Here is a 13670-nt window from a genome sequence, read left to right on the forward strand (position 1 = left end):
TATTATCGAACCATGGTTCCTTCAGTAGATCTCGAGCATCCTGATCGCGACGCGATCGTCTTGGAGGATGTGCTGTTTGCCCTCAGCGACCCGGCGCGTCTCGACCTCGTGAGGCAACTCCGCGATGGACCCATGGCCGCGGCCAATTGCACAACGATTGACCCGCGCGTTCCCAAGTCGACGAAATCGCACATGTTCAAGGTGCTCAGAGAGGCGGGAGTGATCGCCAACGAACCCGACGGGCGTAACCGACGACTCTCGTTGCGTCGCGATGACCTTGATCGCCGGTTCCCGGGTCTTCTTGACGCGATTCTCTAAATAAGGGTAGCCTTGCCTTGCTTGGGGGCGGGATGGCGAATTGGCAGCGCGGCGTGATGCGCGCGATGGGTATCGCAAATCGTGACGATCGTGGAGATCGTCGACGTGACCCCGCGGTATCGCCGCATCATCTTCTCGGCGCCGGACCTGGTCGAAGCGCTCGAGATCTTTCCGACCGCATGGCTGCGTTTGTGGATTCCCAACCCGGACCGCGGTGAGAGGCACCTGAGCCAGCGCGGCTACACGTTCGTCGACGTCAACGCTGACAACGGCACCTTCGGTCTCGAGTTCGTGCTCCATGAGACGAAAGGGCCTGCAGGGGATTGGGCGCGCGCGGCGAACGTCGGCGACGTGTCAGAAGTGGCACTGACCCCGGCGAGAATCTCCCTTCCCGAGGGCACGCGCGAGATCGTCCTCGCGGGCGACATCACCGCGCTGCCCGCAATCAACAGCTGGGTCTCCGACCTCGACGCTTCCGTGCAGGCACGTGTGTTCATCGAAGATGACCACCACGACGTGGATCAGCTTCCCGCCGTGACCCGCTCGGGCGACACATGGGCGTGGATTCGTCGCGAGGGTAAGCGCGGAGAAGCGCTTGCCGAACACCTGCGTGCAGCAGTCGCGCCATCCGCGAGGCAATACGCATGGGCGGCGGGAGAGAAGACGCTCGTCAAGCATGTGCGCGCTGTCATGAAGGACCATCTTGGCTTGATCCGCGGTCAGCACTTCTCGCAGTTCTACTGGATCGAGGGGCACTCACCCGCGTAATCCACGTGGCGGGTCAACTCTGACATCGGGGGCACCAGAACGTCACGCGCTCCTGCGTCGCGGTCGGGCCCAGTCTTCCGCGTTCGATGAGCGTTCCGCAGCGCAGGCACGGTTGGCCCGCGCGCCCATAGACCCACACTCGGCGACCACGGCGTGTGTCACCGGTCGTCGTGCGTGAAACACGGTCGCGATTCGCGGTGATGAGTCGGTGAGCGAGGCGCACGAGCTCGCGAGTCGCCGTCTGCGCAATAGGCGAATCCGGCCGGATGCCGCGCAAGAAGCACAGTTCCGCGACGTACTCGTTTCCCAGCCCCGCGAGATTTCTCTGATCGAGCAGAGCGATCGCCGTCGGTCGGTCAGGCGCCGCGTCGAGATTCGCGACAGCCGTGTCTGCAGACCAATCAGCGCCGAGCAGATCGGGGCCGAGGTGCCCCACGATGAATTCTTCGTCGTCGCGGGAAATCAGCTCGACCATCGCCAGATCAAAGCCGACCGTCGTGTGGTCTGACGTCTCGATGACGGCACGGGCGGTGTGCGCAGGCTTCTTCCAGCGAGTTCCACGGGGATAGACGTGCCACGTGCCCTCCATCTTGAGGTGCGTGTGTAAGGTGTGCCCGTCGATCCGGTGAAGAATGTGCTTTCCTCGGCTGACCACCTCGTCGACGGTCAGCCCGGTCAGATCGCTCGTCGCATAGGCAGGGACCCGGAGAGCCCAGCGTTCGATCTCGCGCCCCGCGAGCACGTCATTCAGGTGCCGCGCTGTGCGATAGACGGTGTCGCCCTCAGGCATGGCTCGTCCGGATCCGCAGTCCGCGAGGGGTTTCGGTAAAGCCCGCTCGGCGAAGCGGGTGCTCGAGGGCGCTGCCGTACACGAACTCGCCATTCACCTTTTCGACGGCGACCTTGTCGATGCGCCCCGCTCGCACCAGATCGCCAACGGATGCTGCTGCCGCGTCGAGCGTCGACTCGTCGCCCGAAAATGCGAGCCACGTCTTGCCGCCACGTTCGAGGTAGCAGGTGAGCTCACCGTCAACGAGCACGACGATTCCGCCCGCCTTCCGCCCTGGTCGGTGGCGTGTTCCCGTGAGCTCTGCAGGGGGCCATGGCAGCGCTGCGCCGTAGGGGTTCGCCGGGTCGGTGGCGGCGAGAGCGATGGCGCGCAGCGGGCGCTGATCATCGGTGAAGACATGGCCGCGCAGACGATCGATCGTCGCCGACGTGGAGAACTGCGACGCACCAAGGCCATCGATGACGTAGCCGCGCCGGGCGCGCCCCTTCTCTTCGAAGCTCGAGAGTACGCGATACGCGAGGGCGAATCCGCCCGGATAGTCCTCGGCCATGACGGATCCGCGCGTCACGACCCCGTAGCGATCGAGCAGCGTTTCGACGGTGGCTGCCGCGCGCACTGTCGCGTCTTGCTCGGCCAGAGGCAGCAGCGACCAACGTCCGCCGAGGCGAGGACCCGATGCGCCGCTGGGGCGAGCGTAACCGCGCCGCCCGTAAAGACGAGAACGAGGTGTTGCTCGACGTGTCTTGTGTGCGCCCGTTCCGCTCACCAGCATCCGCAGTGGCGTGAATGTGTCGTTGGTGATGAGTCCGGCCCACACGAGGTTCCACAGTGCCTGCTGGAGGCTCTCATCGTCGGCTGACCCTGTGGCCTGCGCGACCTGTGCGGAGAAGTATGCTCCGCCACTCGATAGGGCGACGAGAATATCGTCTTCAAGCTGACCCATGGGGAGGTCGTCGGCGGGTGCGAGTGTGAGCGGCGCCGATTCGGCGAGGTGCAGTCCGACCCACCCGTCTCGACCGGGCAGAGAGCCGCGTCCCGACCAGATCACTTCACCGAGCGCCGTGAGTTCGTCGAGCATGGCGGGGGAGTAATCGCGCACGCGCTGCGGAAGAATCAGCGTCTCCCAGGCCGAGGCGGGGAGGTGGCATCCCTCAAGCTGCTCGATGACCGCTGCCACACCGTCGACGCCCCGCAGCGAACCGCCCACGTTCTGCCACGCGGGTAAGAACCGGGCGAACGTGGCGGTGTCGACCGGTTCCACCTCGTGGCGTAGCGCGGCGAGAGAGCGCAGCCGCAGTCGGCGCAGCACTTCTTTGTCGCACCATTCGGCCGAGTCGATGGGTGATCCGGCGCCCTCGCCTTCGGGGAGGAACTCACCGCGCACCACGCGCCCCTCGTCGGCGAGTCTGCCCAGCACCTGCGTGACGATCGCGGTTCCGAGTCCGAGGCGTGCCGCAACGTCCCCCGTTCGGATCGGGCCGTGCGTGCGAGCGTATCGGGCGACGAGATCGCCGAGGGGATCGGGAACGGGCTCGATGAAGGCCGATGGCACGCCGATCGGCAGCGGAACGCCGAGTGCATCGCGCACCCGCGGAGCATCTTCAATGGCGATGACTCGTTCGACCCCCGCGACCGGCACCCGAAGCGCACGCTTTGCCGTCACGAGTTCGTCGAGCAGCGCGGCGGCCTCGCCGGGAGTCGCATGCCGCTCAGATTGATGCTCGGCATTTTCGACCTCCCCCGTGCTGTCTCGCGGCTCCGTGTCTTCGAGAGGCTGCAAGCGCGCCGCGACCTCATCGGCATCCAAGGGTCCGAGCATGCGCAGCAGATCGGCGACGCCCTCGAGCCCGCGCATGCGTCTGCTCTCCGTGAGCCGCTGGAGCTCGCGCTCGGTGTCCTCGATAATGCCCGGATCGAGCAGCTCGCGCAGCTCCACCTGCCCGAGCAGCTCTGAGAGCATGCTGGAGTCCAGCGCCAAGGCCGCCGCCTTGCGCTCGGCGAGGGGCGAATCACCCTCGTACATGAACGCGCCGACATATCCGAACAGAAGCGACTTCGCGTAAGGGGAGGGCTCGTCCGTCGTAGTGTCGACGAGGCGGATCTTGCGACTCTCAATGCGGCGGGCGAGATCAAGCAGCGCGGGAACGTCATAGACATCTTGCAGGCACTCGCGCACGGTCTCGAGCAAGATCGGAAACTGCGGAAACTTGCTCGCCACTTCGAGCAGCTGCGCCGAGCGCTGTCTCTGCTGCCACAGCGGTGATCGTCTGCCCGGCTTGTAGTTGGGCAGCAGAAGGGCGCGCGCGGCGCACTCGCGAAAGCGCGAGGCAAAGAGCGCGGAGCCGCCGACTTCGTTTGTGACGATGACCTCGAGCTCATCAGCGTCGAAGACGAACAGCTCTGCGCCAGGCGGATCGTCGGTGGTGTCGGGAATGCGCACGATGATGCCGTCATCGCTCGCGATGCTGGCGCCATCGATGCCGAGGCGCTCCTGCACCCGCGCGTTCACGGCGAGGGCCCACGGGGCGTGCACTTGCATGCCGAACGGGGAATGAAGGATGACACGCCAATCGCCGAGCTCGTCGCGGGAGCGTTCGACGACGAGCGTTCTGTCGGTTGGCAGGTGCCCGGTGGCCTGGCGCTGCTCGGTCAGGTACGCGCGAAGATTCCGGATGCTGCGCTCATCGAGTCCCGCAGCAGACAGCCTCGTGGCGGCATCCGTCTCGCTTGCCTTGTCGATCGTGCGCGTGAATCGGCCGAGCGCCTCGCCCAGCTCGAATGGGCGACCGAGAGCGTCACCTGACCAGAACGGCAGCCGGCCGGGCATGCCGAACTCGGGGGTGACGAGCACTCGGTCGAACGTGATCTCTTGAATGCGCCAGCTCGTTGTGCCGAGGGCGAAGACGTCGCCGACGCGCGACTCGTACACCATCTCTTCGTCGAGTTCACCGACGCGTGCTCCCGGCTTTCCTTCTTCGCCGCCCACCATGTACACCGCGAACATGCCGCGGTCGGGGATCGTGCCTCCGCTCGTGACCGCGAGGCGCTGAGCCCCCGGGCGGCCTTCGATCGTGCCCGCGTCACGATCCCAGACGATGCGCGGCCGCAGCTCCGCGAACTCGTCTGACGGGTAGCGCCCTGCCAGCAGGTCAAGTGTCGCTTCGTATGCCGATCGAGGAAGCGATGAGAACGGGGCGGTCCGACGGAGCTGTTCGAACCACTGCTCGACGTCGATGACGTCGAGTGCCGTGGCCGCAACCGTCTGCTGGGCGAGAATGTCGAGCGGGTTGGCGGGAACCTGCATCGATTCGATCGCGCCCTGCAGCATCCTCTCGCTCGTGACGGCCGTATTGACGAGATCTGCGCGGTGCTTGGGAAAGAGTACGCCGTGCGAGATCTCGCCCACCTGGTGGCCGGCGCGGCCGACGCGCTGCAAGGCGCTGGCGACGGAGGGCGGTGCTTCGACCTGGATCACGAGATCGACTTCGCCCATGTCGATGCCAAGCTCGAGGCTCGAGGTCGCGACGACGCATCGCAACCGCCCGGACTTGAGGTCGTCTTCGACCTGGGCACGCTGCTCTTTCGAGACGGATCCGTGGTGGGCGCGGGCGAGGATGGCCGATTCGTCGTTCAGGCCGTGCGTCTGACCGCTGCCGCCCATTAGGGCCGCTGGTGCGCGCGTGGGCGTCGTCGATTGCGACGCGATGTGAGCGGGCTCACTCGTGCTTGCGGGCTCTCGGCCGGGTTGACCGGGCCAGTTGTCGGGCAGAGGATCGTTGACCAGAACATCTGCGTCGAGGCGTGCTTCATGAATCTCGTTCAGTCTCGCGGTGAGCCTTTCGGCCAAGCGGCGCGAGTTGGCAAAGACGATCGTTGATTTGTGGGCGAGGATGCGGTCGACGATGGCTTCTTCGACGTGCGGCCAGATGGAACCCGCCCGTTCGCCGTCGTCACGCACGGGGCCGGCGGCGGAACCGCCCTCAGTCGGCTCCGCCCGCGGTGGCTGCCCGACCGTGAGATCGGTCATATCGTCGACGGGAACAACAACGTCGAGCTCGAACGTCTTCTCTGCCGGTGGAGCGACGATCTCGACGGGTGAGGTGCCGCCGAGGAAGCGGGCGATCTCTTCGCGGGGTCGAACCGTTGCCGAGAGCCCGATCCGCTGAGCCGGATTCTCGAGCAGAGCGTCGAGGCGTTCAAGTGAAACGGCTAGGTGGGCCCCGCGTTTGGTGGCGGCTACAGCGTGGACTTCATCGATGATCACGGTGTCGACGGTGCGAAGGGTCTCTCGCGCTTGAGATGTGAGCATGAGAAAAAGTGATTCGGGCGTCGTGATCAAGATGTCGGGCGGCTTTGAGATCAATGTCCGCCGGTCTTTGGCCGGTGTATCGCCTGAACGAACTCCGACGGTCACTTCCGGCGGTTCGACGCCGAGACGCTTCGCCGTCTGCGTAATGCCGACAAGGGGAGCGCGCAGGTTGCGTTCAACATCGACGCCGAGGGCCTTGAGGGGCGAGATGTACAGCACCCGGGTGCCGCGGCGAAGCTTGCTGGCGGGCTCGGGCGAGTGCGCGGCAGCATCCATGAGTCTGTCAATTGACCAGAGGAACGCCGACAGGGTCTTTCCGGAGCCGGTCGGAGCGACGACGAGCGTGTGTTTGCCGTGGGAGATCGAGTTCCAGGCGCCCTCTTGAGCGCGTGTGGGCGCGGTGAATGCGCCGGCGAACCAGTCGCGGGTCGCGGGAGAGAATTTGTCGAGCACGCCGCTCATGACTTCAGCTAATCACAGGCACCTGACACTGCCGGGTGCTCGAAGAGGTGCCACCCGCGTCGGCGTAGTGCTGGAACCATCTGCGTAGCGCTCGCGATTGAGAAATCTATGTTCTTCGCTTGATCCGCCACCACGGGCACGCCGATCGCCACCGCTGCTCTCAGGGGATCCCGATTTCGGTCATGAGCGAGAGGACGCGGTTGCGGATCTCATCGCGTATCGGTCGCACCGCGTCAATATCCTGACCCGCCGGGTCGTCGAGCTGCCAATCTTCATAACGCTTGCCGGGGAAGATGGGACAGGCATCGCCGCAACCCATCGTGATGACAGCATCCGCTTGCTTGACAGCATCCACTGTCAGAATCTTCGGTACCTGGGACGATATGTCGATTCCGACTTCCGCCATCGCCTGCACTGCTACCGGGTTGATCTGTTCCGCCGGCATCGAGCCGGCAGAACGAACATCAACGGCTTCGCTGCCCAGCGCGGAGAGGAAGCCCGCGGCCATCTGGGAGCGTCCGGCATTGTGCACACAGACGAAGAGGACGGTTGGCGCTGAATCAGTCACGATCTGCTCCTTGAGTGTGATGGGTGACGACTCAGAGCTGACGTTCGATGAAACCCCGAATGTCGGCAACCCCCTGTTGATTGATGCCGTGCCCAAGGCCCTCGTAGATACGCCCGGACAGGGTCGAGTGCTCGGGGAGCCAGTCCGTCGTGCGCAGAATGGCCGAGTCGTGAATCACATCATCGGCCGTGCCGCGTCCCCAGAACACGGGAGGCCTGCTCTCGGCCAATTCGGTGTCGCCGGGCTCCTCGCCGGGAGTGACGAAACCGGCGAGCACGATTCCGTACGCGAAGCGCGAAGGCGCGCGGCGCATGAGCTGCAAGACCATGGCACCGCCCTGCGAGAAGCCGAGGAGCCCAACGGATGTGGGGGCGACGGTGAGGCTGTCAAGCCATGCGATGACAGCATCCGCTGATTCGTTCACCTCATCGCGGTCGGGCCCCGCGTCGGTGCCCGCGGTGAACCACGACCATCCGTCAAGTGGCCACGGCGCGGCATGCGGCGCGCGCAGCGATGCGATCACGGGCTCCAGCGGAAGCGATGGCGCGAGGCCGAACAGGTCACCCTCGTGCGAACCGTGCCCGTGCATGAGGACGAGCAGCGGTCGTCCCTCGCGATCGGATTCTGATGCAGACCAGATGACGGCGTCAGGGTCGATCTGCGGGCTCGTCGACTCGGTGCTCATGGTGCGGCATCCTCCTCTGATCGCTGTGAAACTCAGCTTACCGGCGCGCTCTGACGTCGCTGTCGCTCGCCCTTGCAACAATGAAGCATGGACGTTCGCACACCAGATCCCGACCAGCCAGACGACCCAGAGGAACCACAGGGCGTTTCGGCTCCGGGGTGGCTGACTGACATCGAGCTCGAACAGATTCGCCATCGACTGCCGCTTCTCTACGTCGAAGCGGTGCCGGTGCGCGTCGACGGCATGGGCGTCGTCACCGAGGTTGGCGTGCTGCTGCGAGCCACTGCGACCGGTCAGATGACGAGAACGCTCGTCTCAGGGCGCGTGATGTACGGCGAGACCCTGCGCGACGCACTGTTCCGCCACCTTGAGAAGGACCTCGGTCCCATGGCATTTCCGCTGCTGCCGGCGTCTCCCGCACCATTCACGGTCGCCGAGTACTTTCCGATGCCCGGGCTCACCCCGTTCAGCGACGAACGCCAGCACGCCGTCTCACTCGTCTACGTCGTACCGGTCACCGGAACATGCGATCCGAGACAGGATGCTCTCGAGCTCACGTGGATGCCACCGGAAGAAGCTCAGTCAGACGCCGTCGCCGCCGAGATGGAGGGCGGTCGCGGCACTCTTCTGCGAATGGCGCTCGCGAGCGTCGGACGCATCGTCTGAGCACGCCGTCAGCGCACTTGAATACACTTGGTCTTCGTGAGATCAGCTGCTCGTCGACGCCCTCGTGCCGTTCCTTCGGCGAACAGGCGCGACCGGCAGCGCGGCATCAAGATCGAGGTCGAAGCTCTCCTCGCGGGAATCGCCGCTGCGCTGATCGCCGTGGGCTTCGCCTTTATCGTGTTCGGCGGCATGTCCGTGCCCATCTGGACAGACTGGGAGTGGGGCCACTGGTCGATCGGCATGGTCTCTGTGTGCGCCGTCGTCGTGCTCGGAACCATTGCCGCGGGAGTCGGATACTGGCGCTCACGCCGACTTGACGGCCAGGAGTGGCGTCTCGAGCTGCCGTCGTGGAAGTTCACGCTCGACGCTCTCGTTGTCGCCATCGTGCACACAGCGCTCGGAGCGCTCGCCACCGCCGTGCTCCTGTTCGTCGTGCAACTCGCATTCCGCCGTCTCACCATCGACCCCGTGAGCGCGTCAATCGGCTGCGGAGCCGTCACGGGTCTCGCGGCGTACATGCTGTACCTCGCCGTCTCGCGCCTCAACACCGTCAGCCTCTCGCAGCGCATGTTTCTCTTCGTCGGCGTTGGCCTGCTCACCGCGATGGCGACGTCGACGGACCCCGTCTGGTGGCGATACCAGATCAGCGCCCTCGGCGCGTACGGCAACCGGCCTAGCATCAGCTTCAACGCGATCCTCATCATCGCCGGCATCCTCGTCACCACCTTCGCCCTCTACGTCGACCGTGACATTCGCAACCTGCACACCGCTCGCGTGATTCGCTACCCGTTCGCGGCGCCCCTGGTTTCGACGCTGTTCATCGCGATGGGGGTGGCGCTGGCCGGAATCGGCTTCGTTCCCGTGAACGTGAGTGTAGACGTGCACAACGTCTTCGCGATCGGGCTCTCGGCGCTCTTCGGCGTGCTCATGCTGGTCTCTCCGATCGCGCTGCGCGGAATGCCGCTGCCGTTCTTTGCGGCGACGTTGGGCAGCCTCCTTCTGCTCAGCGGCGCGACTTGGCTGTTCTACGGTCCCGGCCTGCTCCCTCTCACCAACTACGAACTCATCGCCTTTGGCGTTCTCTTCGCCTGGATCACGATGTTCGTCCGGTTTCTCGCAGCGATGCTGGCGGCAAAAGGGGCGGATGCTGTCGGGCAGACGCGCACCGGCGGCGGGCAGGGAGCTGTCGCGGCGCATCCCGCGACAGCATCCGCCGAGACCGTCGCCAGCGGTGCCGAACAGGCGAGCGGCGCCCCGGCTGAAACTGCACACGTTCCGGATAGCACCGCCGCGACAGAGAGTGTGCACGAGCGAGAATCTTCGGCGAATCAGGGGAGTCCTGCGGCTCAAACCATGCCGCTTCCCGACGACGCACCGCCGAGGCCGCCGCTGCCTGATCCGAACGACACGGGGCTCAGCCGCTAGCGTTCTCACCTCGACTGCTTGACTCGCTCAGCGGTTAACACCGAGGAAGCGCCCTCGCGGTCAGCGCGTGATTCGCAGCGTGCGCACCTCAAACGGCGTGAGCGAGAGATCCTCGCCGGTGCGTGCATCGTCGACGTCGTCTTCGATGAGCGAAACCTCGCGAATTCCGCCGTTCTCGAAGCCCACGTCGAGTCTGCCCGAGACGCGACGTCCGAGCGATTCGTAGACCCTCACGATAACGTCGCCCGAGCGGTCGTCTGCGAGCTTCACGCTCGAGATGACGATGCCATCGCCCGTCACCGAAACAACCGGTTGCACCTCGTGCGCGCCCGTCACCGCCGTTGCCGGGGCGTTCATCTCGATGCCCGCCGCCGTCGCGCTCTGCGGGTCCGCGCCGATCACGAGCCCCGTCGTGATCACGTGCGTTCCATGGTCGGTCTCGGGATCGGGGAACCGCGGCGCGCGCAGCAGCGACAGTCGCACGGTCGTGGTCACACCGGCATCCGTCGAATCTCTCGCTGTGTCGTAGCCATACACCGAGTCATTCACGAGGGCGACGCCGAAATCGGGCTCGCGCACCAGGACGAACCGGTGCATCGACGTTTCGAACTTCGCCGCCTCCCAGCTCGTGTTGACGTGCGTGGGCCGCGCGTGGAAACCGAATTGCGTCTCCGCCTCGGTGTGCGCCGCGTGCACGTGGAGCGGAAACGCGAGTTTGAGCAGCTTCTCGGTCTCGTGCCAGTCGATTTCTGAACGCAGCACGACGGTCTTCGCTCCCGGCGCCAGCGAGATCGTCTGCCGCACCGATGACTGCGAGAATGTGCGCTCGACCGTGACGTGAGCGACGCCGTCGGTGACCGTCGCGCTGAGAGATTCCACGCCGCGCAAGTCGTCAACGCGATTGCGGTAGAAGCGGTCGATGTCCCACGCGTCCCACATGTTGGGAAAGTCCTGGTGCAGCTGGAGCAGATTCGCGGCCATGCCCTGCGGGATCGCGTCGCGTCCCGTGGCGGCGTCGATCGCCGAGGTGATGAGGCCCTCCCGCGACACCACGATACTGACCTGCTCATTGGCGAGCACGAAACCTCCGTCGCGTTCTGTCAGAGAGACAGCGGGGGCGGATGCTGCGGCAGGCGCCGCGCCGAGCGGCACAGGTCCGGCGACCGAACTCGGGCTGAACACGAGCTCGCGGTTGCCCTCGCCGACAAGCGTGCGACGAGCATCGGCCGCGATCGCTTGCGCGTCGGAGACCACGCCTGCAAGTGCCGCCGCGGCCTCGCGGTGCACCCAGGCGATAGATGTTCCGGGCAGAATGTCGTGAAACTGGTGCAGCAGAAGCAGCTTCCACAACCGATCGATCTCGTCATACGGGTACGCAAAGCCCTCGCGCACCGCCGCCGTGGCGGCCCACAGTTCGGCCTCGATGAGCGCCTGCTCCGCACGGCGGTTGCCGGCCTTCGTCGCGTGCTGGCTCGTGAGGGTTCCGCGGTGCAGCTCGAGGTACAGTTCGCCCACCCACACGGCCGGGTCTGTGAGCTCGGCTCGCGCTTCGTCGAAGAAGTCATCCGGATGCTGCCAAGCAACGCGCGCGCTGCCTTCAAGGTTCGCCAGCCGGCGCGCCTTGCCGGTCATCTCGCGCGTTGTTCCGCCGCCACCGTCGCCCCAGCCCACAGGCGCGATCGACCGCGAGGCGACGCGGTTCTCCCGAAACTGCCGGCTCGACTTCGCGACCTCTGCGCCCGACAGCTCCGAGCTGTACGTGTCCATCGGAGGAAAATGCGTGAATACGCGCGAACCGTCGATGCCCTCCCAGAGAAACGAGTGGTGCGGAAAGACGTTGCGCTGGTTCCACGAGATCTTCTGCGTGAAGAACCACTCGAATCCCGCGCGGCGCATCAGCTGCGGCAGTGCGGGGGAGTAGCCGAAGCTGTCGGGCAGCCACACGCCCTTGGAGCGCACGCCGAACTCCCGCTCGAAGAAGCGCTGCCCATAGGCGAACTGACGTGCGAGCGACTCGCCGGTCGGCATGACCGTGTCGGATTCGACCCACATGCCGCCGAGTGGCAGAAAACGGCCGTGCTCGACAGCATCCTTCACCCTCGCGTAGACCTCGGGGCGGTGCTGTTTGATCCACTCGTACTGCTGCGCGCTCGACATGCCGTACAGAAAGTCGGGGTCTCGGTCGATGAGCTCGGTCATCGACGACGCGGTGCGGGCGACCTTGCGGATCGTCTCGCGCAGAGGCCACAGCCATGCCGAGTCAATGTGCGCGTGGCCGATCGCGGCGATGCGATGGCTGCTGGCTTCGGCAGGGGAGTCGAGCACGTCGCGAAGCTGAGCGCGGGCCTCGGATGCTGTCTCGACGATGCGCTGCAGATCGAGGCTGTCGAGCGCATTGTCGAGGGCCTGCAGAATGCGCATGCGGCGTGGCTCGGAGGCCGGAAGCTCTGCCTGAAGCCCGAGAAGCACCTCGAGGTCGAGTGAGAGCTCGAAGACCTCGGGTTCGAAGACGGCAAGCTCCATGCGACGCGCGCGGTACAGCGGCTTGGGTGACGAGGTTTCGATGTCGCCCTCTTGCGTGGGCAAGAAGGGGTGGTAGTCGAGAAGAACCGGGTTGGATGCTGCTTCGAGGTACAGCTCGATCGGCTCGCCGCCTTCGGCAGCATCCGCGATCGGAATCCACTGATTGCGCGGGTTGATGCTCTTCACGGGTGTTCCATCGGCGCGGTAGGCGAGTGCTTCGCACTGAAACCCGGTCATGTTCGTGTCGAAGCCGAGGTCGACGCGTGCCTCGACGCGACGCCCCGCCCACTCGGCCGGCACCGAGCCAGTGAGCTTGAACCACGTCGTTCCCCATGCCGGCCCCCACGCGCTGTCCACCTCGAACGGCGTGAACTCCAGCGCGAGCCCCACTTCTGGGGTGATCGGTTTGCCCGCGAGGGCGTGCGCGCTCACCGAGAGCGGAACGGCGCTCGAATAGATCGCGGCCGAGACGCGCTCGTTCAGAACGCGCGTCGCGCGACCGACGGTGAGATTCGTGTCGTCGTGCATGCCTGAGGCCGCCGCGCGCTACCGAACGAGCCTCACCTCGAGAATCTCTTCACCGAGGAACGGCTGCACCTGCTGCGCGCCATCGCGCTTAAGACCGTTGCGCTTGTAGAAGCCGTGCGCTCGCGGGTTGTCATCCGCGACCCACAGGTAGCCGGGGCGGTCGCCGCACGCGGCGTCGAACAGCTTCTGCCCAATGCCGGTGCCGTGGAACGCGGCAAGCAGGTAGAGGTAGTACAGCTCGCGGTCGCGCGGCGCGTCTTCATCGCGAGCCGGGCCAGAACCGACGAAGCCCACGATCTCGCCGTCGACGAGCGCGACGTGCTGGTGGTACTCGTCGCCCTGCTGCGTCCAGTGCGTCCAGAGCTCGGCGAGGCGCAGCGGCGATACGCGCTCGAGCGCGGCCGTGCTGATCAGGTGATCGTAGGTCTCGTGCCAGCACTTCGCATGCACGCGACCGAGTGACTCGGCGTCAACATCGCGCACCGGGCGAATGACCACATCGAGTGTGGGAGTGACAGCATCCGTGGTGTCCATATCGAGACGGTACATCGACTTCTCGCCGGTTCATAATCGACGGATGCTGTGACGCACTCGCCCGCCACGGATTGCGCCAAAAACGTATCGGCGG

General features: G+C 65.5%; 10 protein-coding genes. 4 read left to right on the forward strand and 6 right to left on the reverse strand.

Features of this window, described 5'->3' with window-relative positions; all coding sequences use genetic code 11:
* Positions 1-12: 12 nt before the first annotated feature.
* Both ATJ78_RS07125 and ATJ78_RS07130 read left to right on the forward strand, forming a co-directional pair.
* The gene (locus ATJ78_RS07125; RefSeq protein WP_098406959.1) at positions 13-318 is read left to right on the forward strand and encodes an ArsR/SmtB family transcription factor; all 306 of its coding nucleotides are present in this window, start codon (positions 13-15) and stop codon (positions 316-318) included.
* Positions 319-399: 81 nt separating this feature from the next.
* Positions 400-1086, forward strand: a complete 687-nt coding sequence (locus tag ATJ78_RS07130; protein WP_098406960.1) for a siderophore-interacting protein — start codon at positions 400-402, stop codon at positions 1084-1086.
* A 13-nt stretch (positions 1087-1099) separates the two neighbouring features.
* On the opposite strand, the gene ATJ78_RS07135 is transcribed toward ATJ78_RS07130, so the two are convergent.
* The 4 genes from ATJ78_RS07135 to ATJ78_RS07150 form a co-directional block, all read right to left on the reverse strand.
* Positions 1100-1876: a DNA-formamidopyrimidine glycosylase family protein gene (locus ATJ78_RS07135; protein ID WP_098406961.1), complete on the reverse strand. Its 777-nt coding sequence runs from the start codon at positions 1874-1876 to the stop codon at positions 1100-1102.
* Positions 1869-6647 carry an ATP-dependent helicase gene (locus ATJ78_RS07140; protein ID WP_098406962.1) on the reverse strand — a complete coding sequence of 1593 codons (4779 nt, stop codon included), beginning with the start codon at positions 6645-6647 and terminating at the stop codon, positions 1869-1871. Before ATJ78_RS07140 ends, ATJ78_RS07135 begins: the two co-directional genes overlap by 8 nt.
* Before the next feature lie 160 nt (positions 6648-6807).
* Positions 6808-7215, reverse strand: a complete 408-nt coding sequence (locus ATJ78_RS07145; protein WP_098409263.1) for an arsenate reductase ArsC — start codon at positions 7213-7215, stop codon at positions 6808-6810.
* 31 nt (positions 7216-7246) lie between these two features.
* Positions 7247-7900 (reverse strand): alpha/beta hydrolase, encoded by a 654-nt coding sequence (locus tag ATJ78_RS07150; protein ID WP_098406963.1) that lies wholly within the window; start codon positions 7898-7900, stop codon positions 7247-7249.
* A gap of 87 nt (positions 7901-7987) precedes the next feature.
* Between ATJ78_RS07150 and ATJ78_RS07155 the strand changes: the two genes are divergently transcribed.
* Entirely contained in the window at positions 7988-8566 is a 579-nt protein-coding gene (locus tag ATJ78_RS07155) for an NUDIX hydrolase family protein (protein WP_098406964.1), read from the forward strand.
* A 36-nt stretch (positions 8567-8602) separates the two neighbouring features.
* Positions 8603-9991, forward strand: a complete 1389-nt coding sequence (locus ATJ78_RS07160; protein WP_143741389.1) for a hypothetical protein — start codon at positions 8603-8605, stop codon at positions 9989-9991.
* A gap of 60 nt (positions 9992-10051) precedes the next feature.
* On the opposite strand, the gene ATJ78_RS07165 is transcribed toward ATJ78_RS07160, so the two are convergent.
* Both ATJ78_RS07165 and ATJ78_RS07170 read right to left on the reverse strand, forming a co-directional pair.
* Positions 10052-13042 carry an alpha-mannosidase gene (locus tag ATJ78_RS07165; protein WP_098406966.1) on the reverse strand — a complete coding sequence of 997 codons (2991 nt, stop codon included), beginning with the start codon at positions 13040-13042 and terminating at the stop codon, positions 10052-10054.
* 18 nt (positions 13043-13060) lie between these two features.
* Entirely contained in the window at positions 13061-13576 is a 516-nt protein-coding gene (locus tag ATJ78_RS07170; protein WP_098409264.1) for a GNAT family N-acetyltransferase, read from the reverse strand.
* Positions 13577-13670 lie beyond the last annotated feature (94 nt).

Origin of the sequence: Paramicrobacterium agarici (assembly GCF_002563955.1) — a bacterium.
Lineage (GTDB): Bacteria > Actinomycetota > Actinomycetes > Actinomycetales > Microbacteriaceae > Paramicrobacterium > Paramicrobacterium agarici.

What these genes read in the sequence shown, in the direction of transcription:
- ATJ78_RS07165 (WP_098406966.1), bottom strand. Translation starts at nt 13,042, where the DNA reads ATGCACGACGACACGAATCTCACCGTCGGTCGCGCGACGCGCGTTCTG.
- ATJ78_RS07140 (WP_098406962.1), bottom strand. Translation starts at nt 6,647, where the DNA reads ATGAGCGGCGTGCTCGACAAATTCTCTCCCGCGACCCGCGACTGGTTC.
- ATJ78_RS07155 (WP_098406964.1), top strand. Translation starts at nt 7,988, where the DNA reads ATGGACGTTCGCACACCAGATCCCGACCAGCCAGACGACCCAGAGGAA.
- ATJ78_RS07170 (WP_098409264.1), bottom strand. Translation starts at nt 13,576, where the DNA reads ATGGACACCACGGATGCTGTCACTCCCACACTCGATGTGGTCATTCGC.
- ATJ78_RS07135 (WP_098406961.1), bottom strand. Translation starts at nt 1,876, where the DNA reads ATGCCTGAGGGCGACACCGTCTATCGCACAGCGCGGCACCTGAATGAC.
- ATJ78_RS07150 (WP_098406963.1), bottom strand. Translation starts at nt 7,900, where the DNA reads ATGAGCACCGAGTCGACGAGCCCGCAGATCGACCCTGACGCCGTCATC.
- ATJ78_RS07125 (WP_098406959.1), top strand. Translation starts at nt 13, where the DNA reads ATGGTTCCTTCAGTAGATCTCGAGCATCCTGATCGCGACGCGATCGTC.